Source organism: Sandaracinobacter sp. T42, from assembly GCF_059115405.1.
In genome coordinates this window covers 128,470-152,699 of the sequence record NZ_CM181101.1, presented here as the reverse complement: position 1 = coordinate 152,699, position 24,230 = coordinate 128,470, and the positions used below count along the sequence as shown (strand labels likewise).

The window sequence follows — 24,230 nt, the reverse complement described above, 5'->3', positions numbered from 1 at the left end:
ATCCCATAAGAGGGGCCGTGGTGACACGGCCCCTTTTGTTTTGTCTTGCCCTTGCCGCCGCGCCTGCGGCGGCGAAACCCGTTCCGCTGGTGGAGCTGATGGCGGATCCGATTCCGCTGACGACGGTGCAGCTGAAGCGAGGCCCGGTGGATGTGCGGGTGAGCCTGGGCTTCGACAAGGCGCTGCTGCTGAACCTTCAGCCCGCGCAGGCCCTGAAGCTGAAGCCCTTTCCCCTGATCGGCAAGTTCAAGGTGAAGAACCCGCAGATTCCCGGCGGGGAGGCGGTGATCCGCGGCAATTTCATTTCCGGTGACGTGGGCGGCACGGGGATGCAGAAGCTGCCCACAATCTGGATCGACAAGGATGTGGTGACCGCCCCGCAGCAGGGGATCGTTTCCGCGCTGGCGTTCGACGCGCACCGGGTGCGGATCCGCAATGCGCGGGCGCCTTCGGGCGGGCAGGCGTTTCGGCTGGCGCGTGCTGGGAAGGGCGATGCGGAGGTGAAACTGGCGCTGGGCGGCGAGACGCTGCGCCTGATCTTCGATTTCACCAGCGAACGATCGGTGATGAACGCCCGGGCGGCCGGGCTGCTGGAGCGGGAGGGCCTGGCGCGGCGGACGGGCCGGGTGGGGCTGTGGAGCCCCGTGCCGGCCTTCACCGTGCCGGTCGAGGCGCTGCGCCCTGCGCCCGGTGCGAACCTGGCGGGATTGCCACTTTATGATCCTGTGGTTCGGATCACGAAGGCGCGGGCGCAGGAACTGGATGCGCGGGCGGCGGCGGGGATCACGGGCGACAGCGCGGACGATCCGGACGCCATCGTGGTGACGGCAGAGAAGGAAAAGGGGCGCGGGCGCGAGCCCTGGCTGCTGATCGGGCGCGACGTGCTGCGCTTTTGCGGAACGGTCGAGCTGGACAGGCCGGGGGTGGCCTGGGTGCTGACCTGCCAGTTTCCGGCCTAGGGTCCTGACGCTGGGGGTCAGGACCCCCTTTCGTTCAGCTCCGCCTCCAGGTCGGTCAGGCTGTCCTTTCCGAAGAAGAGCTCGTCGCCGACCCGGAAGCTGGGGATGCCGAACACCCCCGCCTCGACGGCCGCCTGGGTGTTGGCGACGAGGCGATCCTTGACGGCGGGATCCTGCGAGAGGGCGAGGAGCTGTTCGGCCGGAAGCCCGGCTTCGGCCAGCGTTTCCGCGAGAATCGCCGGATCATCGAGCTTGCGCGGGGTTTCCCACATGAAGCGGAACATCGTTTCATTGTAGGGGGCCAGAAGGCCGAGCCCTTCCGCCGCGACGGCGCCGCGCATCAGGGCAAGCGTGTTCAGCGGGAAATGCGGATTCATGGTGAAGCGCTGCAATCCGTGGCGGCGCATGAAACGGGCCATTTCATGGTTCATGTAGGCGAGCTTCGCCGGCACGCTGGAAAAGGCGGCGAACGGGGCCTGGTTGCCGGTCGCCTTGAAGATGCCGCCCAGCAGCACCGGCACATAGGTGAAGGTCGCGCCGGTGCGCGCCTCGATTCCAGGGATCACATGATGGGCGAACCAGGCGTTGGGGCTGCCGAAATCATACCAGAAGGTGACGTTCATGAGCGGATCTCCTCACCAGGTTTCGCCATGGGGGCGCAGATCGAGTTCGTGGGTCCAGGCGTCGCGCGGCTGGCGGTGCAGCTGCCAGTAGGTTTCGGCGATCGAGGCCGGGTTCATCAGCACGCCTGCCGGGATTTCGGTGATGCCGCGTTCAGCATAGCGCTGGCGGACGAAATCCGTATCCACCCCGGCGTCGATCACCAGATGCGCGACATGGATGTTCTGCGGCCCCAGTTCCCGCGCCATGGACTGGGCGAGGAGGCGCAGACCCGCCTTGGCGGAGGCGAAGGCCGCATAGCCCTTGCCGCCGCGCATGGAGGCCGTGGCGCCGGTGAAGAAGATGGAGCCGCCGCCATTCGCCAGCAGGTGGCGGGCGGCTTCGCGGCCGGTGAGGAAGCCGGCGTAGCAGGCCATTTCCCACACCTTGCGGAACACCCGTTCGGTGGTTTCGAGAAGCGGGAAATTCACGTTCGCGCCGATGTTGAAGATCACCGCCTCGAGCGGGGCGGCGGCGTTGGCGGTATCGAGGAAGGCGGTTACGGCCTGCTCGTTGCGGGCATCCAGCGTGTGGCCGGTGAAGCGGCCGCCTGCTTTCGCGATTTCCCGCGCGAGCGGTTCCAGTTTGTCTCCCTGCCGGCGGCCGCCGTGGACGTGGAAGCCTTCGGCGGCGAAGCGGCGGCAGATGGCGACACCGATGAAATCCCCGGCGCCGACGACGGCGACACTGCTGTTGCGGTGCGGTGCCATGTGCGAGTCCCCCTTCCCCGAGTCCGTTTACTTTTGGAACTGGTATTGGCAGATTCGGGCGGCTGTCAATCGGGATGGATTTGATGAAGTGGAATGAGCTGGGATCGGAGGATTGTTCGCTGGCCCGCGCGCTCTCGGCCGTGGGGGATCGCTGGACGCTGCTGATCCTGCGCGATGCCTTCCTGAAGGTGCGGCGGTTCGAGGATTTCGAGCGCAGCCTGAAGATCAGCCGCCGTTCCCTTTCCGAGCGGCTGGATGGGCTGGTTGCGGCCGGAATCCTGGAACGGCGGCCCTATCAGGAGCGCCCCGTGCGCCACGAATACCGGCTGACGGAAAAGGGGCTTGGCCTGCTGCCGGCCCTGCTGGCGCTGATCCACTGGGGCGACCAGTGGTATGCTGGCGAACAGGGCCCCCCCGTGCGGCATCGGCACCGGCGTTGCGGGCATGTGTTTCGAAGCAGCCTGTGCTGTTCCGAATGTGGCGAGCCCGTATCGGCGCTGGATGTCGTTGCCGAACGGCGGCCGGCCAGCTGAGCAGCGCCGGGACCGCCGCGCGGCGCCTCAACCCGGCTTCTGGCCCTTGCCCTTGCCCGCGCCGTGGCCCGCGCCCTTGCCCCTTTGGGGCCCGGCCTTCCAGGGCTTGGCGGCGTGCGGTTTGGGGGCATGGGGCCTGCGCGGCGGTTGGGCGCCTTCGCCGGCCGGTGCGGCCGCCCTGTCGATCGGTTCGAACAGCACGCCGGCTTCGTCATCCGCGCCATCCTGGGCGGTGCGGCGGACGGCGGCTGCGAAACGGGCGGCGCTGGCGCGCGGGATGGCGAAATGGGTTTCGGCCGCCTGGATACGGATCGCGCCCACTTCCGATCGGGTGAGGTGGCCGCGCCGGCAGAGCAGGGGCAGGATCCAGCGGGGATCGGCGTTCTGGCGGCGGCCGATGTTCATGCGGAACCAGACGACATCGTCGAAGCCGGGGCGATGTTCCTTCGTGCGGTCGGTTTCGGGCTTGCCGCCATCCAGCATGTCTTCCGGGGCGGGCAACCTGGCGCGGCTGGCTTTCAGCAGCAGGGCCGCCAGCTGTTCCGGCGTGCGCTGGGCCAGCAGCTGGGTGACGAGGTCGGCGTCGCCTTCTTCCATCTCGACCGGCTGCAGAAGATCCTCCAGCAGGCGGGCGCGATCCTTTGCGTGGATTTCCTCCGCCGTGGGCGGGCGGCGCCATTCGGCGGTAATGCGAGCGTCGCGCAGCAGGCCTTCCACCCGGCGACGGCGGGTGTAGGGCACCAGCAGGATCGCCGTGCCCTTCGATCCGGCGCGGCCGGTGCGGCCCGAGCGGTGCTGGAGCGTTTCGGCATCCCGCGGGATTTCCACATGGATAACGAGGGAAAGACCCGGCAGATCGATTCCGCGCGCGGCGACATCTGTGGCGACGCAGACGCGGGCGCGCCGGTCACGAAGGGCCTGGAGCGCCTGGTTGCGTTCCGACTGGCTGCTTTCGCCAGACAGCATCACGGCATCGAAGCCGCGTTCGCTGAGGCTGGCGTGCAGGCGGCGGACATTTTCCCGCGTGGCGGCGAACAGGATGGCGGTTTCCGCTTCGTGGAAGCGCAGCAGGTTCACGACCGCATGTTCGATGTCGGACGGGGCGACTGTGACGGCCTGGTAGCTGATGTCGCCGTGCCCGCGTTCCTCGCCCACGGTGGAGATGGTGAGGGCATCGCGCTGGTAGCGCTTTGCGAGCGCGACGATGGGGCGCGGCATGGTGGCGGAGAAGAGGAGGGTGCGGCGGCCTTCGGGCGTGGCGTCGAGGATTTCCTCGAGATCCTCGCGGAAGCCCATGTCGAGCATTTCATCGGCTTCGTCGAGGATGGCGACGGAGAGGCTGCCGAGATCGAGCGCGCCGCGTTCGAGGTGATCGCGCAGGCGGCCCGGCGTGCCGACCACGACATGCGCGCCGCCGGCCAGTGCGCGGCGTTCGCGGGCGGCATCCATGCCGCCGACGCAGGTGACGACGCGAAGCTGAGCGCCCGCGAACAGCCATTCCAGTTCGCGGCTGACCTGCAGCGCCAGTTCGCGCGTTGGGGCGATGGCGAGCGCCAGCGGCGCGAAGGCGTGGCGGGCCTTGCTGTTTTCATCGATGAGCTGCGGGGCGATGGCGAGGCCGAAGGCAACGGTTTTCCCCGAGCCGGTCTGCGCGGAGACGATGAGGTCGCGGCCTTCCGTGCCGGGTTCGAGAACGGCGGCCTGAACCGCGGTGGGTTGGGTGTAGCCACGGGCTGCAAGCGCCTCGGCAAGGAGGGGGAGTGTGGGGAAGCTCAAGGATCTGATCCGTCGGAAAAAGGGGCGCGGCCATGGATGGCGGGTGCGCGGAAGCACGGCCCTATGCAGGCACAGTGTGGCGTTGCTGTGGCGGCCGGGAAAAAAACTGACCGGCCGGCGGGTAGCCCCGGCCGGCGGCCGGGGCAGGTGTTCAGTTCTTCTTCGCGAGCAGCGCTTCCAGCCATTTGATGCTGTAGTCGCCCGAGCGGAAATCCGGCTCGTCCACCAGGCGCTGGTGCAGCGGGATGGTGGATTTAATTCCGCCGACCACCATTTCCTCCAGCGCGCGCTTCAGCCGGGCGATGGCCTGTTCGCGGCTGTCATCGTGGACGATCAGCTTGGCGACGAGGCTGTCGTAGGTGGGGGGCACACGATAGCCGCTGTAGAGCGCGGAATCGATGCGAACCCCGGGCCCGCCGGCTGCGTGAAATTCGCTGACGAGGCCGGGCGAGGGCGCGAAGGTCTGCGGGTCTTCCGCGTTGATCCGCACCTCGATCGCATGGCCCTTCAGCGCCACCTGATCCTGCGTGCGCGACAGCGGCAGGCCGGCGGCGACGCGAATCTGTTCCTTCACCAGGTCGATGCCGGTCAGCAATTCCGTCACAGGATGTTCCACCTGCAGGCGGGTGTTCATCTCGATGAAGTAGAATTCGTTGTTTTCCCAGAGGAATTCGATGGTTCCGGCGCCCCGGTACTTCATGTCGGCCATGGCTTTGGCGCAGATGGCGCCCATACGCTCGCGCTCGGCCGCGGACAGCACCGGCGACGGGGCTTCCTCTAGAACCTTCTGGTGGCGGCGCTGCAGGGAGCAGTCGCGTTCGCCGAGGTGGATGGCGTTGCCCTTGCCGTCTCCGAAGACCTGGAATTCGATGTGGCGGGGGTTCTTCAGATATTTTTCGATATAGACGGCGTCATGGCCGAAGGCGGCCTTCGCTTCCGCACGGGCCTGCCGGAAGGCGCCTTCCAGCATCGCGTCGTTTTCCACCACCTTCATGCCGCGTCCGCCGCCGCCGGCAGCGGCCTTCACCAGCACCGGATAGCCGAATTCCTCGGCCACCTTGCGGGCTTCATCCACGGTTTCCACCGCGCCGTCCGAGCCGGGGACGAGCGGGAGGCCGAGCGCGCCAGCGGTGCGCTTGGCTTCGACCTTGTCGCCCATGGTGCGGATATGTTCGGGCGTGGGGCCGATCCAGGTGATGCGGTGCTCTTCCACGATTTCCGCGAACCGGGCATTTTCGGACAGGAAGCCGTAGCCGGGGTGGATCGCATCGGCCTGGGCGATTTCGGCGGCCGCGATGATGTTGGGGATGTTCAGGTAACTGTCGGACGCGGAGGGCGGGCCGATACAGATGGCTTCATCCGCCAGGCGGACGTGCATGGCGCTGGCATCGGCCGTGGAATGGACGGCGACAGTGCCGATGCCCATTTCGCGGGCCGCGCGCAGCACGCGCAGCGCGATCTCACCCCGGTTGGCGATCAGGATCTTGCGGAACATGGCGGGCCCTGTGCCTATTCGATGATGACGAGCGGCTGGTCATATTCGACCGGCTGCTCGTTGGCGATCAGGATCGCCTTCACCACGCCAGCCTTGTGGGCGGTGATGGGGTTCATGACCTTCATCGCTTCGACGATGAGCAGCGTTTCGCCTTCCTTCACGGCCTTGCCGACGCTGACATAATCGGGCGCGCCCGGTTCCGGGGCGAGATAGGCGGTGCCCACCATGGGCGAGCGAACCGTTCCCGGGTGCTGTTCGGCTGCCGGCGCGGCGGGCGCGGCGGATGCCGTCGGTGCGGGCGCGGGGGCCGGCGCGGCCGCGACGGCCACGGGGGCTGCGGCGGCGCCACGCGCCACGCGGATGGCGCGATCGCCATCATGAACTTCGATTTCGGTGAGGTTGGTTTCGTCGAGCAGGCTGGCGAGCTGTTTCACCAGATCGATTTCGACGCGCATCTTGTCGGCGGATTCGGCGCCCTTGGAAGCAGCCATTCTGTATCCCTTGGTTTTTGAAATATGGTTAGCGCCCTTGCCGCATTGCGGCGGCCGCGTCCAGCGCCAGCGCATAGCCCTGCGCCCCGAAGCCCTGGATCACGCCGGCCGCCACGGGAGATATGTGGCTGACATGGCGGAAGGATTCGCGTGCGGCCGGGTTGGACAGATGCACTTCGATCACCGGCACGGCAATGGACTTTATGGCATCGCGCAGCGCAACGGAGGTGTGGGTATAGGCCCCCGCATTCAGGATCACCGCAACGGCGTTGCGGGCGCCGGCTTCGTGCAGCCAATCAATCAGATGGCCTTCATGGTTGGACTGGCGCAGATCGATCATCAGGCCCAGCCTGTCTCCCTGTTCGGTGAGCAGGGCGGCGATGTCGTCCAGTGTGGTGGCGCCATAGATTTCGGGTTCCCGCGTGCCGAGCAGGTTGAGGTTGGGGCCGTTGAGCACCAGGACGAGGTTCGACAAGATGCTTGCCTTTCGGTTGAGCCTGCGGGTGGGGGCTTTATAGAGGCGGCCATGAAAATCTCCATCCGATTGAATGGCGAGCCGCGCGAACTGGCGGCGGGCAGCAGTGTCGAGGCGCTTGTCGGCTCACTTGAGCTGACGAAAGGCAGGGTCGCGGTGGAACGCAACCGCGAGATCGTGCCGATGAGCGCATGGGCGGACGTGCTGCTGGCCGAGGGGGATGAGGTGGAAATCGTGCATTTCGTGGGAGGCGGCATGGATCTGCCGCCCTCCGGCGGGGGGAGCATGGGTTTGCCGCCCTTCGGCGGCGGGGGAACGAGTTTGCCGCCCTCCGGCGGCGGGCAGGACGACAGCTGGACGGTCGCCGGGCGGACGTTCCGTTCGCGGCTGATCGTGGGCACGGGCAAATATCGGGATTATGCCCAGAATGCCGCCGCCGCCGAAGCGGCCGGCGCGGAGATCGTGACGGTGGCCGTGCGCCGGGTGAACCTGACGGACAGCACCCAGCCGCTGCTGACTGACTTCGTGAAGCCGGACCGCTTCACCTACCTGCCCAACACGGCGGGCTGCTTCACCGCCGACGACGCGCTGCGCACCCTGCGGCTGGCGCGGGAGGCTGGCGGCTGGACGCTGGTGAAGCTGGAAGTGCTGGCCGACCAGAAAACGCTGTTCCCCGACGTGATCGAAACCATCCGGGCGACGCAGGTGCTGGTGAAGGAGGGGTTCGACGTGATGGTCTATACCTCTGACGATCCCGTCGTGGCGCGGCGGCTGGAGGATGCGGGGGCCGCCGCCATAATGCCGCTGGGCGCGCCGATCGGTTCGGGGCTGGGCATCCAGAACCGGGTGAACATCCGCCTGATCGTGGAGCAGGCCCGCGTGCCGGTGCTGGTTGACGCGGGCGTGGGCACGGCCAGCGACGCGGCCATCGCCATGGAGCTGGGCTGCGACGGCGTGCTGATGAACACCGCCATCGCCGAGGCGAAGGACCCGGTGCGGATGGCCCGCGCGATGAAGGCGGCGGTGGAAGCCGGCCGGGACGCCTATCTGGCCGGGCGGATGCCCATGCGCCGCTATGCCGACCCTTCAAGTCCGCTGGCGGGGTTGATCTGACCTTCTAAATCCTCGGCCCCAGTTCCGCGACGATGCGGGTGTAGAGGTCGCGCTTGAAGGGGACGATGAGGTCCGCGAGCTGGTCGAGGCCGGCCCATTGCCAGGCCTTGAACTCGGCATGGCCGCCGGCCTCATGCGCGAGCAGGTTCACGTCGGCGTCCGTGCCGTGGAAGCGCAGGGCATACCATTTCTGGCGCTGACCCCTGTAGCGGCCCTTCCAGATGCGGCCCAGCAGTTCGTCCGGCAGGTCGTAATCGAGCCAGTCCGCCGTTTCCGCGATGGGGCTGGTGAGGGCGGCGAGGACGCCGGTTTCCTCTTCCAGTTCGCGAAGCGCCGCCGTGTAGGGATCCTCGCCCGGATCGATGCCGCCCTGCGGCATCTGCCAGGCTTCCACGGTGGAATCGAAGCGCTGCCCCACGAACACGCGGTTCGCGGGGTTCACCAGCATGATGCCGACGCCGGGGCGGTAGGGCAGCGCTTCCCGGTTCACGCCAGCAGGGCCTTCAGATCGGCCGCCTGGCCTTCCAGATCGGTCTGCGCCGAGGGGATGGCCTGCCGCAGCTGAGCCGAGCCATGGACCTGGCCGGCGGCTTCGCGGAAGATGACCCGGTTGCCGGTTGCGATCAGCTTGCCCGCATAGGCCCGGCCCTGGTCACGCAGCGGATCGAGGCCGCAGGTGAAGACGAGCGCGGGCGGCAGGTTTTCCCAATCGTCGGACAGGATCGGCGAGGCATGGGGGTGGCTGACGTCCGCCGCGTAATGGGCGCCGAACCAGGCCATGCCGGCGGCCGTGAGCAGATAGCCTTCGGCGAAATCCTGCATCGATCCTTCGGCGTTGGTCATGTCGACGCCGGGGTAGATCAGCCACTGGGCGGCGACGGGAAATTCCTTGCGGATGGCGCGGGCCGCGATGGCCGAGAGGTTTCCGCCGGCCGAATCGCCGCAGAAGATCAGGCGCGACACCTTGAAGCCGAGTGCGGCAGGCGAGGTGGCGACCCAGCGGGCGGCGGCCAGCGCATCGTCGACGGCGGCGGGCCAGGGCGCTTCGGGGGCGAGGCGGTAATCGACCGCAACGGCGTTGAAGCCCGTGAGTTTCGCGATTTCCGCAACCAGGCTGTTGTGGGTTTCCAGATCGCCGATCACCCATCCGCCGCCATGATAGAAGACGATGGTGGTGCCATCCGCCGCGGCATTGGCGGGGCGATAGGTGCGGCCCTTCAGCGGGCCCGCGGGGCCGGGAATTTCGATGTCGGCAAGGGCGACGCCTTCGGGCACCGGCCGTTCGCCGATCGAGCCCATCTGCACATACATGGCGCGGGCGGTTTCGGGATCCACCTCGTGCATCTGCGGCCCGCCGACGGCGGCCATCATGCCGAGCAGCTGCTGCACATCTTCCCTTACATAGACCATCATCTTCTCCCCAAAAATTCAGCTTATGAACTGTTCCATCAGGATCCGGTCATCCAGCGCGTAATCGGGATCGAACAGCAGTTCGAGACGGCGCGTGAGATCGGACTTGATGCGGACATGCGCGACATCCCGCACCTCGACCTGATCGGCGACGGCCGAGACGGGTCGGCGTTCGGATTCGAGGATGCGGAATTCGATGGTGGAGCTGTTCTTCACCAGCGCCCCCTTCCAGCGGCGGGGGCGGAAGGGGCTGAGCGCGGTGAGCGCGAGCAGATCGGCATCGAGCGGCAGGATCGGGCCGCCGGCCGACAGATTGTAGGCGGTGGAGCCGGCGGGCGTGGAGACGAGCGCGCCATCGCAGGAGAGTTCCTCCAGCCGGACCTTGCCGTCGATCGCGATCTCGATCTTGGCGGCCTGGCGGGTTTCCCGCAGCAGCGACACTTCGTTGATGGCGGGCGAGACGATGGTTTTGCCGCTGTTCGTCGTCGCTTCCATGGTGAGGGGGGAGAGGAAGAAGCTGGTGGCGTCGCGCACCCGGTCCTGCAGGGCGTCGGGGCGGTAATCGTTCATCAGGAAGCCGACGGTGCCGCGGTTCATGCCGAACACGGGCTTGGGCGTGCGGGAATTGAGCACGCGGTGGAGGACGGACAGCATGAAGCCATCGCCACCGAGCACGACGACCGCATCGGATTCCAGGATGGGCACGAATTCCTGCATGGCGCGCAGGGCCTGGGCGGCTTCCTCCGCCTGGGGGGTGCTGGACACGAGCAGCCCCAGCTTGGGCGTGAACATGCCCCCCAGCCTGTTTTCGCCGCGCATCGCCTTCAGCCGCCCGTCGTCGACATGTGGCGGGAAAGGGCGGGCGGCGCGTTGCGGCGATCGATTACGAAATCATGGCCCTTCGGCTTCAGCCGCATCGCGCGGTCCAGCGCGGCGTCGAGGGCGGACGCGCCGTCCCGGCGCAGGATGTCGCGGAGTTCGAGCCGGTCTTCCTGGCCAAGGCAGAGGAAGAGGGTGCCGGTGGCGGTGACGCGGACGCGGTTGCAGGATTCGCAGAAATTATGGGTAAGCGGGGTGATGAATCCCAGCTTCTGCCCGGTTTCGGCCACGCGGACATAGCGGGCGGGGCCGCCGGTGCGCTCCGGGCTGTCGACAAGGGTGAGCGCGCCTTCCAGCACGCGACGGACTTCGGTGAGGGGGAGGTAGCGATCGGTGCGGTCCTCCTCCACCAGGCCCAGCGGCATGGTTTCGATGAAGGTGAGGTCATGGCCCCCCTCGGCGCACCAGCGGGCCATGGGCAGGATCTCGTCCTGGTTCAGGCCTTTCAGCGCGACCATGTTAATCTTCACCTTCAGCCCCGCTTCGCGGGCGGCGGCGATGCCATCCAGCACGGGCGCGAGATCGCCTGTGCGGGTGATCTGCCGGAAGCGCGCGGGATCGCGCGTGTCGAGGCTGACGTTGATCCGACGCACGCCGGCGGCGGCCAGCGGTTCGGCAAAGCGGGCGAGCTGGCTGCCGTTGGTGGTGAGGGTGAGCTCCTCAAGGCCGCCACCGGGGCCGAGGTGGCGCGACAGGCCCTCGACAAGGGTCATCAGGCCCTTGCGAACCAGCGGCTCCCCGCCGGTGAGGCGGATGCGGGTGACGCCGCGCGCGATGAAGGCTGAGGCGACCCGGTCCAGTTCCTCCAGCGAGAGGATTTCGGCGCGCGGCAGGAATTCCATGGCCAGCGGCATGCAGTAGGCGCAGCGGAAATCGCACCTGTCCGTCACCGAGAGGCGCACATAGGTGATGCGCCGCCCGAAGCCGTCGATGAGGGGCCGTGCTGCCATGCGCCTTTCTAGGCGCGGCGAAGCCGCCGCACAAAGATCGATTTTGGGGAGGTGGCGAAAGCCGCCCTACTGCCCGAAGCCCGGTTCGGCGGCGGCCGCCAGCGCGGCGCGGGCGGCCGCCATCAGTGCGCCGGCCTTCGCCTCGCATTCCCGCTGTTCGGCCTCTGGCACGGAATCCGCGACGATGCCCGCGCCTGCCGTGACGTGCATGACGCCATCCTTCACCACGGCCGTGCGCAGGATGATGCAGCTGTCCATGCCGCCGTCGGGCGCGAAATAGCCGACGCCGCCCGCATAGGGGCCGCGCTTTTCCGATTCGAGTTCGGCGATGATCTGCATTGCCCGCACCTTGGGCGCGCCGGAAACGGTGCCCGCCGGGAAGCCCGCCAGCAGCGCGTCGATCGCGTCGGTGCCCGGCCGCTGCCGCCCGACAACGTTGGAAACGATGTGCATCACATGGCTGTAGCGTTCGATGGTGAAGCGTTCGGTGACCTTCACGCTGCCGGCCTGCGCCACGCGGCCGACATCGTTTCGGCCCAGATCGAGCAGCATCAGATGTTCGGCCAGTTCCTTGGGATCGGCCAGCAGCGACTGGCGGTTGGCTTCGTCCTCTGCGTCGGTGGCGCCGCGGGGCCTTGTGCCGGCGATCGGGCGGATGGTGACTTCGCCATCGCGCGCGCGGACGAGGATTTCGGGAGACGAGCCGATGACGGCGAAGCCCGGCAGATCCAGATGGTAGAGGAAGGGCGACGGGTTCACCCGACGCAGCGCGCGATAGAGCTGGAACGGGGGCAGCGGGAAGGGCAGCGAGAAGCGCTGGGCCAGCACGACCTGGAAGATGTCTCCGGCGGCGATGTAGTCCTTCGCGGCTGCGACCATGTCGCGGTAGCGCCCGGGCGCCACGGCCGGGACGGGCGGGGACGCTTCCGGCAGGGCGGGGGCCGCGCTGCGTGGCGGCAGTGGACGGGCGAGGCGCGCTGCGGCGGCGTTCAGCCTGTCGTCCGCTTCACGGATCGCCTGTTCGGCGTCGATTCCGCCGCCGGCATAGACCGGCGCGACGAGGGTGAGCGTGTCGGCGAGGCGATCGAAAACCAGCAGCAGGCCGGGGCGCACGAAGACCATGTCGGGAACGCCGAGCGGGTCCGTTGCCGGAACCGGCAGTTTTTCGACAAGGCCGGCTGTTTCATATCCGAAATAGCCGACAAGGAAGGGAAGCGCGGGCGGCAGGCCGGCGGGCACCGCCATTCGGATGGAGGCGACAAGGGCGCGCAGGGCGTCAAGCGTCGGTGCGGCTTCGGGCTGGAAGGCGGCGCGATCCGTGCGCCAGCTGCGGTTGGTTTCGGCCCGGTGGCCCTGCGCGCGGAAGGCCAGATCGGGATCGAGGCCGATCAGCGAATAGCGACCGCGCGTGCGCCCGCCTTCGACCGATTCCAGCAGGAAGTCGCCCCGGCCTTCCTGCGCCAGCTTCAGCCAGGCCGAAACGGGGGTTTCGGTATCGGCTTCCAGCACGAGATGGCGGCAGACATGCTGCCCCGCGACCAGGCGCGCGAGCGCCTCTGTTCGATCCTGCGCGCCTGCCATCGCGGTTATTCGGCGGTCGCGCCCGTCAGGCGCTGGTTCACCTGCTTGATGGCATCGGGGTTGCGGCGAACCCCTGCATCGCGCTCGATGGTGCGCACGAAGCTTTCGGCCATTTCGCCGCCGGCTTCGCGGATCAGGCTCTGGCGGACGGCGTCGACGAGCTGGGGCGCTTCCGCGAGATTGCCGGGGACGATGTCGTCCACCTTCACCACGAACCAGCCCTGGCCACCGGGCGCCGCAAGCACACGGGCCTGCCCCTTCGGCGTGCTGAGCAGCATCACGACGGGCGGCGGCACCTGCTGGCCCTGCTGGGCCATCTGGGTGAGTTCCAGACGGCGGACGGACAGGGGCTGCGATGCCGGAAGCGTCTTGCCGGCCGTCGCCTGGGCCAGCGTTTCGCCCTTGCCGACGGCGGCGGCGATGCGCTCTGCCTCGGTCTTTGCGGCATCGGAGCGGGCCTTGATGGACCAGGCCATCTCCACATCGGCCCGGATCTTGTCGAGCGGAACGGTTTCGGGCGCGAGCACATCCGTCACCTCGATGAGGGCGTATCGGCCGCCTTCCAGTTCCACCACCTGCGGCCCTTCGGACGGATCGGCATCGAAGGCCTTGGCGAGAAGCGGCTGTTCCACGCGGGTCACGCGGTAATCGGCATCGAACAGCCGGCCATCCGCCGCGAGCGCGGGCGCGGTCTGCACCGCGGCGCCCAGCGACTTCGCCACATCGCCCAGCGATTCGCCGCCCTGCAGCCGGTCTTCGGCCTTGGCGATGGTGTCGGCCAGAAGATCCGCGGCCTTTTCGTCGGCCAGCTTCTTTTCGATCTGTGCACTGACGGCCGGGAAGGGCCTGGCGGCGGCCGGGATCAGCCTGTCCACCACCAGCACATGCCAGCCCAGCGGCGACTGCACCGGATCGGAAACGGCGCCAGGCTTCAGCGCGAAGGCGGCCTTCGAGACAGCCGGGTTCACCGACTTGGCGAGATCGGCCGCGCTCTGGACGCCGAGGACGGTGTCGACATCGGCGAAACCTTCGGCGGCCGCGGCTTCAAGGAAGGGCTTGCCGCCGCGCACGGCGGCGACGAACGCCTTTGCGGCGGCCTCTTCGCGCAGGACGACCTGACGCACCTCGCGCTGTTCGACGCCGCCGAATTCCTGCAGGTTCTCGTCATAATATTTGCGGACCTGATCCGGCGTGGGCCGCGCCTTTTCGAACAGGCTGGTGGGATCGATTTCGGCAAAGCGGAAGGCACGCCGTTCCGGCAGCGTGTAGGCGGCCTTGTTTTCCGCATGGAAGGCCTTCAGCTGCTGATCGGTCGGTTTGCCCGGATCGGGCATTGCGGCAGAAGGGATGGGCAGGATCGAGCCGCGCCGCACCTCGAGAAGAAGGGCGGCATAGGGTTCGGCCATGCCGCGCGGAACGGTGGTGCCGGTGACGACAGGTTGCAGCAACTGGCGACGCAGCAGGTCCTGTTCGACCGATTCCCGCAGTTCCTCTTCGGTGAGGCGCTGATCCTGGAGAAGGCGGCGGAACGTGGCCTCGTCGAACTTGCCGTTCACCTGGAAGGCCGGGACGCTCGCGATTTCGCCATCGATCATGCGGCGCGAGATGGCGAGACCGTTTTCCCCCGCGAACTGCTGCATGGCCTTGCCGGAGATGAGTTGCTGGAGCACCATTTCGCCCCCGCCGCCGCGCAGGAAATCGGGGTTGGTGAGGGTGGGCGTGCGCTGCCGTTCCCGGGCGACGGCGCGGTCGACAAGGCGCAGGTAATCGGCTTCGGTGATGGGGGAATCGCCAACCGTCGCCAGAACCTTGCCGCTGGTGCCGCCGCCGCCCCCGCCCGGCGCCTGGCCCTGGAACAGGGTGATGACGACGGCCCCGAGCACGAGGACGAGGATGAGGATCCCGACCCAGGAGGTGACCGACTTGCGCAGGAACTGGAGCATGAACAACCTTCTTGAAGCATCGGCCTGCCGGCGGCGCGGCGGCAATCGGGCCACCTGTTAGCGGCATGGCCGGGCTTTGGCCAGCGGGGTGGGATCGGCCCGCCGCAGCCACCGGGCGGGGCGATGTGCTGATGCTGACGCTGGCGATGCCGGGTGCGTTGCAGCGCGCGGCGGACGCGATCCGGGGCCGCCTTGCGCCGGAGGCGGCCGCCCGCGCGCCTGCCCATCTGGGGCTGTTCCGCCACTTGCCCGGGGCCGAACTGGCGGCGATCGTGCGGGATCTGCGGATGGTTGCGGCGCAGCCTGCACCGCAGTTCGGGATCGGCGGGCCTGAGCGCTGGGACGGGCTGTGGGTGGCGCCGGTTTCGGGCGAGGGGCCGATGCAGCTGCGCGACCAGCTGGCGGATCGCTGGCACGGGCTTCTGGCCTCGCCCGACATGGGGCGCCCGCGTCTGCATCTGAGCCTGTCGCGCGGGGCGGAGGCGCCGCCCCCGCTGCCCGGAGGGCCGTGGACAGTACAGGCCCTGCTGCTGTGGCGGCACCCGGGACACCAATGCGACGGGGCGTGCTGGACGCCGCTTGTGGCCTGTCGTTTCCGCCGGTAAGACGCAGGCCCATGACGTTCCGCTCTGTTCCGGCCATCCGGGCTATTCCCATCGGCCGCGTGATTGCCGCATCCGTGCTTGCTGTTTCGCTGGCGCTGACGGCCGGCTGCGCCCGCAATCGCAACAAGCCGAAGGCAGACCAGGCCTATGTCGCCCGCGACGTGGAAACCCTGTATTCCATCGCGCGCGACACGCTGGAAAAGGGCGACTACAAGCTGGCCGCCCTGATGTTCGACGAAGTGGAGCGGCAGCACCCCTATTCGGTGTGGGCGCGGCGGGCGCAGCTGATGTCGGCCTTCGCCAACTATGCCTCCCGTCAGTATCCGGAGGCCATCATCACGGCGCAGCGCTTCCTGAGCCTGCACCCCGGCAACCGCGATGCGCCCTATGCCTATTATATCATCGCGCTGAGCTATTATGAACAGATCGCCGATGTGGCGCGCGACCAGAAGATCACGCAGCAGGCGCTGACGGCCCTGCAGGAACTGACCCGGCGCTATCCGGACAGCCGCTATGCCGCTGACGCGCGGCTGAAGATCGACCTTGTGAACGACCATCTGGCCGGCAAGGAGCTGGACATCGGCCGCTTCTATGCCCGGAACCGGCAGTGGATCGCCGCCGCCATCCGCTATCGCAACGTGATCGACCAGTATCAGACGACGAGCCATGTGCCCGAGGCGCTGTTCCGCCTGGTGGAAGCGAACCTGGCGCTGGGCCTGCAGGATGAGGCGCTGCGCAACGCGGCGGTGCTGTCGGCCAACTACCCCGGCTCGAAATGGTATGAGCGGGCCTATGCGCTGATGCGGCAGCATGCACCGAACGCGACCGTTGACGGCGGGCCCAAGAGCGGAGCGGCCGCCCCCGGCGGGGCCTGACACGCACTTGCTGCGGGGGCTTTCGATCCGGGATCTTGTGCTGATCGAGCGGGTGTCGCTTGATCTGGAGCCCGGGCTGACGGTGCTGACGGGCGAGACGGGGGCCGGCAAATCCATCCTGCTGGACGGGCTTGGCCTGGCGCTGGGCGAACGGGCCGACGCCGCCATGGTGCGCCGGGGCGCGACGCAGGCCATTGCCACCGCCACCTTCGAGGTGCCGCCCGGGCATGCCGCAGCCCTGCTGCTGGCCGAAAACGGCATCGAGAGCGACAGCCCGGGGGAGATCGTGCTGCGCCGGACGCTGAAGGCCGATGGCGGCAGCCGGGCGCATGTGAACGACGTTGCCGTTTCCGCCACGCTGCTGCGACAGTTGGGGCAACTGCTGGTGGAGGTGCATGGCCAGCACGACGAGCGCGGGTTGCTGAACCCGCGGGGGCACATGGCGCTGCTGGATGGATTCGCCGGGCTGGGCCCGCAACTGGCTGAGGTTGGCGCCGCCCATGGCCGCTGGCGCGAGGCGGTGGCAGCGCGGGCGGCGGCCGAGGCCGCCGCCGAGAAGGACGCGCGTGATCGGGAGTGGCTGGCGCATGCTGCGGGCGAGCTGAAGGCGCTGAAGCCGCTGCCCGGCGAGGAGGCCGAACTGGCCGAGGCGCGGGGCAACATGCAGAAGGGCGCGAAACTGGCCGACGCGCTGGATTCGGTGGATGCGCTGGTTTCGGCCGCCGATGGCGCGCTGGGGCAGTTGCGGCAGGCCGCGCGCCGGTTGGAGCGCATCGCGGACGCGGATCCGGCATTGCAGGCTGCGCTGGAGGCGATCGACCGCGCACTGGTGGAAGGCGATGTCGTGGAAGCCGCGCTTCAGGGCGTGCGGGCGCGATTCCTGGTGTCGCCGCAGGCGCTGGAGGCGGCGGAGACGCGGCTGTTCGAGCTGCGGGCCATGGCGCGCAAGCACCGGGTGGAGGTGGAGGCGTTGCCTGCGCTGGCGGCCGAGCTGGCGGCGCGGCTGGCCGCGCTGGACGTGGCGGGCGACCAGATCGCGGTGCTGGCGAAGGCGGAAGCCGAAGCGCTGGCGGCGTTTCAGGGACTGGCCGGGGCGCTGAGCGCGGCGCGGGCGGCGGCAGGCGAGCGGCTGGATGCGGCGGTGAATGCCGAATTGCCGGCGCTGAAGCTGGAGGCGGCGCGCTTCCGGACCGTGCTGGCCCCGGCTGCGCCAGGGGTGACCGGCACCGATCAGGTGACGTTCGAGATCGCCACCAACGCCGGCACCGATTTCGGGCCACTGACGAAGATCGCATCCGGCGGGGAGCTTTCGCGCTTCATCCTGGCGCTGAAGGTGGCGCTGGCCAGCACCGGCACGGCGGGAACGCTGATCTTCGACGAGATCGACCGGGGCGTGGGCGGGGCAACCGCGAGCGCCATCGGCAGCCGGCTGGCGCGGGTGGCCGATGGCGCGCAGGTGCTGGTGGTGACACACAGCCCGCAGGTGGCCGCAGCCGGCGCGCACCATCTGCGGATCAGCAAGGCGAGCGGCGCGACGACGGTGGAGCCACTGGACGAGGCCGCACGGCTGGACGAGGTGGCGCGCATGCTTTCGGGCGCGGAAGTGACGGCGGAGGCGCGGGCCGCCGCCGTGAAGCTGCTGGCGGTTACAGCCTGAACCCGGGCGGCAGGGGCAGGCCTGCCGTCATCTTCTGCATTTCGGCGTGGGCGGCCTGATCGGCGCGGGCGCGGGCGTCGTTCAGGGCGGCGGTGATCAGATCTTCCGTCATCTCCTTCGAATCCGGCGTCAGCAGGCTGGGATCGATGTCGATGCGGATGATGCGGCCCTTGGCCGAGGCCTTCACCTTCACCAGGCCACCGCCCGAGACGCCTTCGACCTCGATCTTGTCGAGGCCTTCCTGCGCCTGGGCCAGCTGGGCCTGGACATTGTTGGCCATTTTCATGATTTCATCTATGCTTTTCATGCACTTGCTCTCCTGAGGGGGGCGACCGACGGGCGCGGCGGGGCCGGGCTCAGCAGTTCGGCGCCGGGAAATTCCCTGAGCAGGGCCTGCACCATCGGATCGGCAAGGGCCGCCGAATGGGCGTCGGCGCGGGCCCTGTCCGCGATCATGCGCAGGCTTTCCGCATCGGGTGCGGCCGGCTCGATCCGGACATCCCAGGGCTGGCCTGTCCATTCCGTAAGGAGGCGGCGGACATCGGCTGCGAAGCCGGCCGGCAACGCGCCGAGCTGGCCCAGCACGAGCAGGCCCGGCCGGACATCGATGGCGACTTCGTCGCGCAGCTGTTTCGCCAGCATCGGTTCGACACGGGATTCGAACAGGGCGACGACGGCGGCCGGATCGGAGGGCGCTGCGGACGCCGCCTGCGGGACCGCGCCGGCCACGGGCGCGGTGGCGGGCGCGGTTGAGGCCGCTGCGGGCGGCGCGGCCCGGGCTGCGGGCAGTGCGCCGTCGGCGACGAGCTTTGCGACGCGGTCCGGATCGGGAAGGCCGGCCGCATGCACGCAGCGCAGGATCGCCATTTCGGCGGCCTGCTGGGGCGCGGGGGCCTGGCCGGTTTCGGCATGGCCTTTCAGCAGCAACTGCCACAGCCGGTGGAGAGCGGGGAAGGACAGGTCCGTCGCCCATTGCCGGATGGCCTGGCGGTCGGCTTCCGGAAGGGCCGGGTCGATGCTGCCGGCCAGCTTCGCGCGGACGGTCAGGTGGATCATGTCAAGCAGGCCGGCGATCAGCGCCTGCGGATCGACGCCCGCGCCGTGCGCCGAATCGACGGCGGCAAGCGCGTCCTTCGCGTCTGCCGCGAGGATGGCGCCGAGCAGGGCGGCGATCCGGCCCCGGTCCGCAAGGCCCAGCATATCGCGGACGGCTTCTGCCGAAACCGCCCCCGCGCCGGCCTGGGCAATGGCCTGATCGAGGATGGAAAGGCCGTCACGCACGCTGCCTTCCGCGGCGCGGGCGATGAGCGCGAGCGCCTCCGGCTCTGCGGTTGCGCCCTCGGCCTCGGCCACCTTGCGGAAATGCTCTGCCAGAAGGCTGGTCGGCACGCGCTTCAGATCGAAGCGCTGGCAGCGGCTGAGGATGGTGGCCGGCACCTTCTGCACTTCGGTCGTCGCGAAGATGAACTTCACATGCGGGGGCGGTTCCTCCAGCGTCTTCAGCAGCGCGTTGAAGGCGCCCTTCGACAGCATGTGGACTTCATCGACGATGTAGACCTTGTAGCGCGCCGAGACGGAGGCGTAGCGGACGGCTTCGATGATTTCCCGGATATTGTCGACGCCGGTGTTGGAGGCGGCGTCCATCTCCACCACGTCGATGTGCTGGCCAGCCGAGATCGCCGTGCAGTTTGCGCAGACGCCACAGGGCTCGATCGTGGGGCCGCCGGTTCCATCCGGCCCGATGCAGTTCAGCGCCTTGGCGATGATTCGGGCGGTTGAGGTTTTCCCCACGCCGCGGACGCCGGTGAGCAGCCAGGCCTGGGCGAGGCGGTTGCGCGCAATCGCGTTCGCCAGCGTGGTGACGACCGCATCCTGCCCGATCAGCGCGCCGAAATCGGACGGCCGGTATTTGCGGGCCAGCACGCGATAGGGGGCGTCTTCGGGGAACAGGCTCATGCAGCGTGAGTGGCGCTTGCCGGGGCGGAGATCAAGGGCAACGGGCGATCAGTTGCGCTTTCTGCAAGACATCGCCATATGCGCCAGCGGGAGCCGAGGTGGACGTGTCGTTCGCCAACCCGGTCAGGTCCGGAAGGAAGCAGCCGTAACGATCTCCGGCGCGGGTCGCTTCGGTTCCCACTTCATTCATTTGTCCCTCAGGCGCCGGGCGGGCCGCATCCGCGGCCCTTGGCTTGCGCGCCACCTGGCGCGGCGGCCGGTCGGCCTTTCGGCGGCCTTGCCGCCGGTTTTTGGTTGGGCCCCTCAGGCGCCGGGCGTGGGCATCCGCCCGCTTGGCTTTCCTCCGCTTCGCTTCGGGCGCGCGGTCGCGCTTGCGGCGGCCTTGCCGCCGGTTTTTGTTGATCCGCCTTTGGCGGACTTCCTCGCACTTGCTCGGGCGCGCGGTCGCGCTTGCGGCGGCCTTGCCGCCGGTTTTTGTTGGGGCCCTCTTGCGGCGGCCTTGCCGCCGGGATGGTGATTCGTCTGGGGTGTTGTGGCTGGGCTCGTTTCAGCGCAGGCGGGGGCAGGGGGGTTCCTGCCCTCGCACCGGTGGCGGCGGTTTGCCGGCGTCCCGCGCGGTGGCGGTGACTTCGCCGGGGAGGCTGCCGCTGATCGCGATTCGCTCGGGCTTGCGGGTGCGCTGTTCGACGGGCGCGGCTTCGCCGGCGATGGCGGCGCGGACGCTGGCCGGGCAGACCGTGTCGATCGTGCCGGCGATGGCGAGGCGGCCCTTCGCATCCCTGACAAGCGTGGCCGAAAGGCGCGCCACCTCGCCCGTCTTGTCGGCGAGGGTGGCGCTGCGGATTTCATATGTGCCGCCCCCGGCCCAGCCCGCGAAGCTGGTGAGGGGCGCCGCCGCCGTGAGTTCCGAATCGAGGCTGAAGACAAGGGGCGCGCCTTCGCCGAAGCGGATGTCGGGCGAACCCAGCACCAGTTGCCCCTGCGTGGGGCCGGTGGGGCCGCCCGCCGGCCCGGCCGGCTGGTCGCCCGCCGGCGCGGGTGTTTCGCGCAGATGGGCTTCGAGTCGCCCGGCCCTGACAGGCACGGCGACGAGGCCGGTGGAGAGATCGGGCTGATCCCACACGATGGACAGGCGCGCGATCCGTCCGTCGTCCAGCCGGAGCGAGGCCTGGGCCATGGGCGCCGTGACGCGAACATGGGCGCCCGGCAGGGATTTCAGCGCAACGGCGGCGTCGCTGTTGCGGGCGGCGATCACCTGACGATCCCGTTGCCAGGGCACGCGGTTGACGGCGGCTTCGGCGGCGCTGACGCTGGCGGAGAGCGCGACATCCTCAATCCCCGCGCGGGCCGGCGCGATCCTCGCTTCCAGCCGGTAGGGGAAGCCGGTGGCTTCGATGGCGGTGCCGGGCGGCAGGATCTTCGCCAGATCGGATTCCAGCCGGGCTTCATAGCCGCGCCACAGCCAGGCCCAGAGCAGGACGCCGAGCACGAGCGGGATGAGCGTGGCCCAGAGCGGAATCCGGCGGCTCATGCCAGCGGCTCCGCCGTAAGCGGGTCGCGGTTGATGGCTTCATGCACCCGGGCCTCCATCTCCTCCCGCGGGAGGCGGGGCGGGATTTCGGGCTGGAAGCACAGGGTGACGATGCCGGGGCGCTTCACGAATCCCCTGGTCCACAACCGCCCCGCATCATGCGCGACCGGAACGACGGGGACGTTGAGGCCCGCATAGATGCCGTAGAGCCCGGCTTTCAGCGGCGGGGATGATCCGTAGGGCACGCGCGTGCCTTCGGGGAAGATGAACACCGGCCGGCCCTCTGCCGAGCGGGCACGGGCCTGGCGGATCATGGACTTGAGCGCTGCGCCGGCCTTGTCCCGCGCGACGAAGATGCTGCCATGTTTTGCCGAGATCCGGCCCCAGATCGGGATGCTGCGCAGTTCCGCCTTCATCACCACGGCGGGATGGTGGAACAGATACAGGGTTAGGATCGTTTCGTAGGCGGATGTGTGCTTGGATGCGACGATCACGCTTTCGTTCGGAATGCGGCCGCGCACCACCACGCGGATTCCCAGGAACACATCCGCGCACCAGATGAACCAGCGCGCCCAGATGTTGGATCCGCTGCGGATGGCGGGTGTGGAGAAGGCGCCTGCGATCGCGATTCCCGACGCGACGATGGCCGATCCGGGGTAGAAGATCAGGTGGAACAGCACCGAGCGGAGAAAGGCGACCATCAGACGGGCCTGACCCTGAGCAGCAGCCAGGAGGCCTGCAGCTTGGCATATTCGACCAGCATCGACCACAGCGGCAGCCCGGCGCGCACGCCATCGGCCACCACGAGCACGTCGGGCGGCAGCCTGGCTTCGACTTCGGCCTTGGCGCGCGGCATGTGATAGGCGGCGGTGACGAGCCGGACGGAGTGGAACTTGTTGTGCGCGACCCAGGCGGAGATTTCTTCGGCGTTGGTCCGCGTGCTGTCGGCCTTGAAGCCGAGATCGACCTTGCACGCCGCGAGTTTGGCCGGGATGCGGGCGGCTTCGGCCAGTTCCCCGGGCTTCACGCTGGGGTGGACGCCCGAGACGAGCAACCGCTGGGCGAGGCCCGCTTTCAGCACCTCTGCCCCGCGAACGAGCCGGCCGGGGCCGCCGGTCAGCACGGCGACGCCATCGGTGACGGTTCCCTCTGCTGCGGGGCCTGGCAGGGTGAAAAGGAAAAGGACGAACCCGCCGATCCAGATCAGCATCACGAGCGCGAACCCGCGGGCGATCCACCCGAGCGCGGACGGGCCGCCGGCGCGACCGTTGGAACGGCGCTTGCGCGCCTGGAGGTTGTTGCTGGCGACCATTGGCCCCTGACATAGACGGGGCGGCCGCCTGCATGCAAACGGCGCTTGCGAAGGACGCCGTATCGGCCGGCTGCGCCCCTTCATCCACCCGGGTCGCCCATCCACTTGTGCTTCTGCGGCCGTTCGTGGAAAAGGCAGCCATGCAGTTGACCTGCCCGAATTGCGGGGCGCGCTATCGCATCGATGCCAGTGACTGGCCGACGGATCCGGGGCCCGAGGGGGAACCGGTGTTCCGCCCGAGGCGCGCGCGCTGCAAGGTATGCCGGTCCGTCTGGGCGGCCACGCCCGAGGAAGAGGTGCTGGAGCTGGACGATCCGCTTCCGCCCGACGAGGAGCATCCGCGGCTGGCGGACGCGGCCTGGCCCGCTGTCGGCGGATGGCCGGACCCGAGGCCGGTGATCCCGCCGCCCCCGCCGCAACCGGATTTCCGCCCGCCGCTGGACCGCCCGCCACCCGTGTTCACGCCCACCGGTTTCACGCCGCCCAAGGATCCGTCCGGGCCGCTCTATGCCCCGCCGCAGAAGCCCGCGATCCATTTCGAATCGCCGCCGGTGCCGGTGCATCCGGACAGGCCGCCGGTGCGCAGCCGCCTGCCCGGGCCCGGGGCCGGCCTGACGGCGCCGATCGTGGATGTGGTGCCGGAACAGCCGCCTCTGCCACCCGAGCCGGAACCGGACGGCTGGGATGAGGAGGCGGACGACGACGAGGCGCCACGCCGGCTGTGGCCATGGCTGCTGGGTGGCCTGCTGCTGGTGGCGGCCATCCTGCTGGCGCTGGTGTGGACCGGGCGGCTGCGGCCCGAGGCCTATGGGCTGCCGCCGTTCGATCCGGCTGCCGTGGGCCTGCCTTCGGTGGCGATTCCCGCCGTGAATGTGCCCAGTGTGAATGTGCCCAGCGTGAAGCTGCCGCGAACGCCGCCGCCGCCGCTGTCGGTGGATGCGTCGGCCGTGCGCCGCGCGCTGCCGGGCAATCGCAGCCTGTGGGAGATCGAGGGAACGGTGCGCAACCCCACAGCCCGGGCGCTGCCGGTGCCGCCGGTGGAAATCCGCCTGCTGGACGCGGGCGGGCAGACGGTTGCCCGCTGGACCGTCCGGCCGGAGGCCGAGACGGTCGGGGCGGGGCAGGCCATCCGCTTCGAAACCAGCGCCATTGATCCGCCGACAAGCGCGGTGAAGCTGAAGATGCAGCTGAAGCCGGCGGAGCTCGGGCGGCTCTGAGAGCGGCGCCTGCGCGGCGCGCATTGATCCCGCGCAACAAAACAGGGTGTGGAACCCTCTCACCTTGGCACAGGTTGCGGGTCGGCGATTCCCCCGGCAAGG

Annotated in this window: 24 protein-coding genes and 1 other RNA gene; 8 read left to right on the top strand and 17 right to left on the bottom strand. The window is 68.9% G+C overall.

The genetic code is table 11. From position 1 onward, the window contains the following. Positions 1-20: 20 nt before the first annotated feature. A complete protein-coding gene (locus ACW9TV_RS00725; RefSeq protein WP_494303964.1) occupies positions 21-959 on the top strand; it encodes a hypothetical protein in 939 nt (312 codons plus the stop codon). Between the two features lie 17 nt (positions 960-976). On the opposite strand, the gene ACW9TV_RS00720 is transcribed toward ACW9TV_RS00725, so the two are convergent. Next, positions 977-1,582, bottom strand: coding sequence for a 2-hydroxychromene-2-carboxylate isomerase (locus ACW9TV_RS00720; RefSeq protein WP_494303963.1), 606 nt, complete (start codon positions 1,580-1,582; stop codon positions 977-979). A 12-nt stretch (positions 1,583-1,594) separates the two neighbouring features. Beyond that, entirely contained in the window at positions 1,595-2,329 is a 735-nt protein-coding gene (locus ACW9TV_RS00715; RefSeq protein ID WP_494303962.1) for an SDR family NAD(P)-dependent oxidoreductase, read from the bottom strand. An 83-nt stretch (positions 2,330-2,412) separates the two neighbouring features. On the opposite strand from ACW9TV_RS00715, the gene ACW9TV_RS00710 reads away from it, so the two are divergent. Continuing rightward, the gene (locus ACW9TV_RS00710) at positions 2,413-2,862 is read left to right on the top strand and encodes a winged helix-turn-helix transcriptional regulator (protein WP_494303961.1); all 450 of its coding nucleotides are present in this window, start codon (positions 2,413-2,415) and stop codon (positions 2,860-2,862) included. Positions 2,863-2,889: 27 nt separating this feature from the next. Here the strand turns inward: ACW9TV_RS00710 and ACW9TV_RS00705 are convergent, their stop codons facing one another. From ACW9TV_RS00705 to aroQ, 4 genes are all read right to left on the bottom strand, one after another. Beyond that, positions 2,890-4,638, bottom strand: coding sequence for a DEAD/DEAH box helicase (locus ACW9TV_RS00705; protein WP_494303960.1), 1,749 nt, complete (start codon positions 4,636-4,638; stop codon positions 2,890-2,892). A 151-nt stretch (positions 4,639-4,789) separates the two neighbouring features. Next, positions 4,790-6,133, bottom strand: coding sequence for an acetyl-CoA carboxylase biotin carboxylase subunit (gene accC / locus ACW9TV_RS00700; protein WP_494303959.1), 1,344 nt, complete (start codon positions 6,131-6,133; stop codon positions 4,790-4,792). 14 nt (positions 6,134-6,147) lie between these two features. Further along, positions 6,148-6,624, bottom strand: a complete 477-nt coding sequence (gene accB / locus ACW9TV_RS00695) for an acetyl-CoA carboxylase biotin carboxyl carrier protein (protein WP_494303958.1) — start codon at positions 6,622-6,624, stop codon at positions 6,148-6,150. 28 nt (positions 6,625-6,652) lie between these two features. Next, positions 6,653-7,102, bottom strand: a complete 450-nt coding sequence (gene aroQ / locus ACW9TV_RS00690; protein WP_494304999.1) for a type II 3-dehydroquinate dehydratase — start codon at positions 7,100-7,102, stop codon at positions 6,653-6,655. 48 nt (positions 7,103-7,150) lie between these two features. On the opposite strand from aroQ, the gene thiS reads away from it, so the two are divergent. Then, positions 7,151-8,212: a sulfur carrier protein ThiS gene (gene thiS / locus ACW9TV_RS00685; protein WP_494303957.1), complete on the top strand. Its 1,062-nt coding sequence runs from the start codon at positions 7,151-7,153 to the stop codon at positions 8,210-8,212. A 4-nt stretch (positions 8,213-8,216) separates the two neighbouring features. Here the strand turns inward: thiS and ACW9TV_RS00680 are convergent, their stop codons facing one another. The 6 genes from ACW9TV_RS00680 to ACW9TV_RS00655 form a co-directional block, all read right to left on the bottom strand. Beyond that, entirely contained in the window at positions 8,217-8,702 is a 486-nt protein-coding gene (locus ACW9TV_RS00680) for an RNA pyrophosphohydrolase (protein WP_494303956.1), read from the bottom strand. Further along, complete coding sequence (locus ACW9TV_RS00675; RefSeq protein WP_494303955.1) at positions 8,699-9,622, bottom strand: alpha/beta hydrolase; 924 nt, start codon at positions 9,620-9,622, stop codon at positions 8,699-8,701. The genes ACW9TV_RS00680 and ACW9TV_RS00675 overlap by 4 nt, the downstream gene beginning before the upstream one ends. Positions 9,623-9,640: 18 nt before the next feature. Then, the gene (locus ACW9TV_RS00670) at positions 9,641-10,414 is read right to left on the bottom strand and encodes an NAD kinase (RefSeq protein WP_494304998.1); all 774 of its coding nucleotides are present in this window, start codon (positions 10,412-10,414) and stop codon (positions 9,641-9,643) included. A 32-nt stretch (positions 10,415-10,446) separates the two neighbouring features. Beyond that, positions 10,447-11,451, bottom strand: a complete 1,005-nt coding sequence (moaA, locus tag ACW9TV_RS00665) for a GTP 3',8-cyclase MoaA (RefSeq protein ID WP_494303954.1) — start codon at positions 11,449-11,451, stop codon at positions 10,447-10,449. Between the two features lie 66 nt (positions 11,452-11,517). Continuing rightward, a complete protein-coding gene (trpE, locus tag ACW9TV_RS00660) occupies positions 11,518-13,032 on the bottom strand; it encodes an anthranilate synthase component I (RefSeq protein WP_494303953.1) in 1,515 nt (504 codons plus the stop codon). 5 nt (positions 13,033-13,037) lie between these two features. Then, entirely contained in the window at positions 13,038-14,975 is a 1,938-nt protein-coding gene (locus ACW9TV_RS00655) for a peptidylprolyl isomerase (RefSeq protein ID WP_494303952.1), read from the bottom strand. A gap of 65 nt (positions 14,976-15,040) precedes the next feature. Between ACW9TV_RS00655 and ACW9TV_RS00650 the strand changes: the two genes are divergently transcribed. From ACW9TV_RS00650 to recN, 3 genes are read left to right on the top strand one after another with little or no spacing between them, the layout of a single operon-like run. After that, on the top strand, positions 15,041-15,580 hold the full coding sequence (locus ACW9TV_RS00650) for a 2'-5' RNA ligase family protein (RefSeq protein ID WP_494303951.1): 540 nt from the start codon (positions 15,041-15,043) through the stop codon (positions 15,578-15,580). A gap of 11 nt (positions 15,581-15,591) precedes the next feature. Beyond that, entirely contained in the window at positions 15,592-16,455 is an 864-nt protein-coding gene (locus ACW9TV_RS00645) for an outer membrane protein assembly factor BamD (RefSeq protein ID WP_494303950.1), read from the top strand. A gap of 7 nt (positions 16,456-16,462) precedes the next feature. Continuing rightward, positions 16,463-18,112, top strand: a complete 1,650-nt coding sequence (recN, locus tag ACW9TV_RS00640; protein ID WP_494303949.1) for a DNA repair protein RecN — start codon at positions 16,463-16,465, stop codon at positions 18,110-18,112. On the opposite strand, the gene ACW9TV_RS00635 is transcribed toward recN, so the two are convergent. Both ACW9TV_RS00635 and ACW9TV_RS00630 read right to left on the bottom strand, forming a co-directional pair. After that, positions 18,102-18,419: a YbaB/EbfC family nucleoid-associated protein gene (locus ACW9TV_RS00635; protein ID WP_494303948.1), complete on the bottom strand. Its 318-nt coding sequence runs from the start codon at positions 18,417-18,419 to the stop codon at positions 18,102-18,104. The two genes, recN and ACW9TV_RS00635, sit on opposite strands and share 11 nt — an antisense overlap. Further along, positions 18,416-20,068, bottom strand: a complete 1,653-nt coding sequence (locus ACW9TV_RS00630; protein ID WP_494303947.1) for a DNA polymerase III subunit gamma/tau — start codon at positions 20,066-20,068, stop codon at positions 18,416-18,418. The genes ACW9TV_RS00635 and ACW9TV_RS00630 overlap by 4 nt, the downstream gene beginning before the upstream one ends. 87 nt (positions 20,069-20,155) lie before the next feature. Here ACW9TV_RS00630 and ffs point away from each other — a divergent pair. Further along, an RNA gene (gene ffs / locus ACW9TV_RS00625) (signal recognition particle sRNA small type) lies at positions 20,156-20,251 on the top strand. A gap of 364 nt (positions 20,252-20,615) precedes the next feature. Here the strand turns inward: ffs and ACW9TV_RS00620 are convergent. Genes ACW9TV_RS00620 through ACW9TV_RS00610 form a run of 3 tightly spaced genes read right to left on the bottom strand, consistent with a single transcriptional unit; the run spans position 20,616 to position 22,911 of the window. After that, entirely contained in the window at positions 20,616-21,599 is a 984-nt protein-coding gene (locus ACW9TV_RS00620; protein ID WP_494303946.1) for a hypothetical protein, read from the bottom strand. Beyond that, positions 21,596-22,300, bottom strand: a complete 705-nt coding sequence (locus ACW9TV_RS00615; RefSeq protein WP_494303945.1) for a lysophospholipid acyltransferase family protein — start codon at positions 22,298-22,300, stop codon at positions 21,596-21,598. The genes ACW9TV_RS00620 and ACW9TV_RS00615 overlap by 4 nt, the downstream gene beginning before the upstream one ends. Next, positions 22,300-22,911 (bottom strand): YdcF family protein, encoded by a 612-nt coding sequence (locus ACW9TV_RS00610; protein WP_494303944.1) that lies wholly within the window; start codon positions 22,909-22,911, stop codon positions 22,300-22,302. Before ACW9TV_RS00610 ends, ACW9TV_RS00615 begins: the two co-directional genes overlap by 1 nt. Before the next feature lie 32 nt (positions 22,912-22,943). On the opposite strand from ACW9TV_RS00610, the gene ACW9TV_RS00605 reads away from it, so the two are divergent. Next, positions 22,944-24,128 carry a DUF3426 domain-containing protein gene (locus ACW9TV_RS00605; RefSeq protein WP_494303943.1) on the top strand — a complete coding sequence of 395 codons (1,185 nt, stop codon included), beginning with the start codon at positions 22,944-22,946 and terminating at the stop codon, positions 24,126-24,128. Positions 24,129-24,230: the final 102 nt, after the last annotated feature.

Coding starts and splice junctions, on each gene's coding strand:
- ACW9TV_RS00605 (WP_494303943.1), top strand. CDS start 22,944: ATGCAAACGGCGCTTGCGAAGGACGCCGTATCGGCCGGCTGCGCCCCT.
- ACW9TV_RS00615 (WP_494303945.1), bottom strand. CDS start 22,300: ATGGTCGCCTTTCTCCGCTCGGTGCTGTTCCACCTGATCTTCTACCCC.
- thiS (WP_494303957.1), top strand. CDS start 7,151: ATGAAAATCTCCATCCGATTGAATGGCGAGCCGCGCGAACTGGCGGCG.
- accB (WP_494303958.1), bottom strand. CDS start 6,624: ATGGCTGCTTCCAAGGGCGCCGAATCCGCCGACAAGATGCGCGTCGAA.
- ACW9TV_RS00710 (WP_494303961.1), top strand. CDS start 2,413: ATGAAGTGGAATGAGCTGGGATCGGAGGATTGTTCGCTGGCCCGCGCG.
- ACW9TV_RS00645 (WP_494303950.1), top strand. CDS start 15,592: ATGACGTTCCGCTCTGTTCCGGCCATCCGGGCTATTCCCATCGGCCGC.
- accC (WP_494303959.1), bottom strand. CDS start 6,133: ATGTTCCGCAAGATCCTGATCGCCAACCGGGGTGAGATCGCGCTGCGC.
- ACW9TV_RS00670 (WP_494304998.1), bottom strand. CDS start 10,414: ATGTTCACGCCCAAGCTGGGGCTGCTCGTGTCCAGCACCCCCCAGGCG.
- ACW9TV_RS00630 (WP_494303947.1), bottom strand. CDS start 20,068: ATGAGCCTGTTCCCCGAAGACGCCCCCTATCGCGTGCTGGCCCGCAAA.
- ACW9TV_RS00610 (WP_494303944.1), bottom strand. CDS start 22,911: ATGGTCGCCAGCAACAACCTCCAGGCGCGCAAGCGCCGTTCCAACGGT.
- ACW9TV_RS00675 (WP_494303955.1), bottom strand. CDS start 9,622: ATGGTCTATGTAAGGGAAGATGTGCAGCAGCTGCTCGGCATGATGGCC.
- ACW9TV_RS00715 (WP_494303962.1), bottom strand. CDS start 2,329: ATGGCACCGCACCGCAACAGCAGTGTCGCCGTCGTCGGCGCCGGGGAT.
- ACW9TV_RS00720 (WP_494303963.1), bottom strand. CDS start 1,582: ATGAACGTCACCTTCTGGTATGATTTCGGCAGCCCCAACGCCTGGTTC.
- ACW9TV_RS00620 (WP_494303946.1), bottom strand. CDS start 21,599: ATGAGCCGCCGGATTCCGCTCTGGGCCACGCTCATCCCGCTCGTGCTC.
- ACW9TV_RS00655 (WP_494303952.1), bottom strand. CDS start 14,975: ATGCTCCAGTTCCTGCGCAAGTCGGTCACCTCCTGGGTCGGGATCCTC.
- ACW9TV_RS00635 (WP_494303948.1), bottom strand. CDS start 18,419: ATGAAAAGCATAGATGAAATCATGAAAATGGCCAACAATGTCCAGGCC.
- moaA (WP_494303954.1), bottom strand. CDS start 11,451: ATGGCAGCACGGCCCCTCATCGACGGCTTCGGGCGGCGCATCACCTAT.
- ACW9TV_RS00650 (WP_494303951.1), top strand. CDS start 15,041: ATGGCCGGGCTTTGGCCAGCGGGGTGGGATCGGCCCGCCGCAGCCACC.
- trpE (WP_494303953.1), bottom strand. CDS start 13,032: ATGGCAGGCGCGCAGGATCGAACAGAGGCGCTCGCGCGCCTGGTCGCG.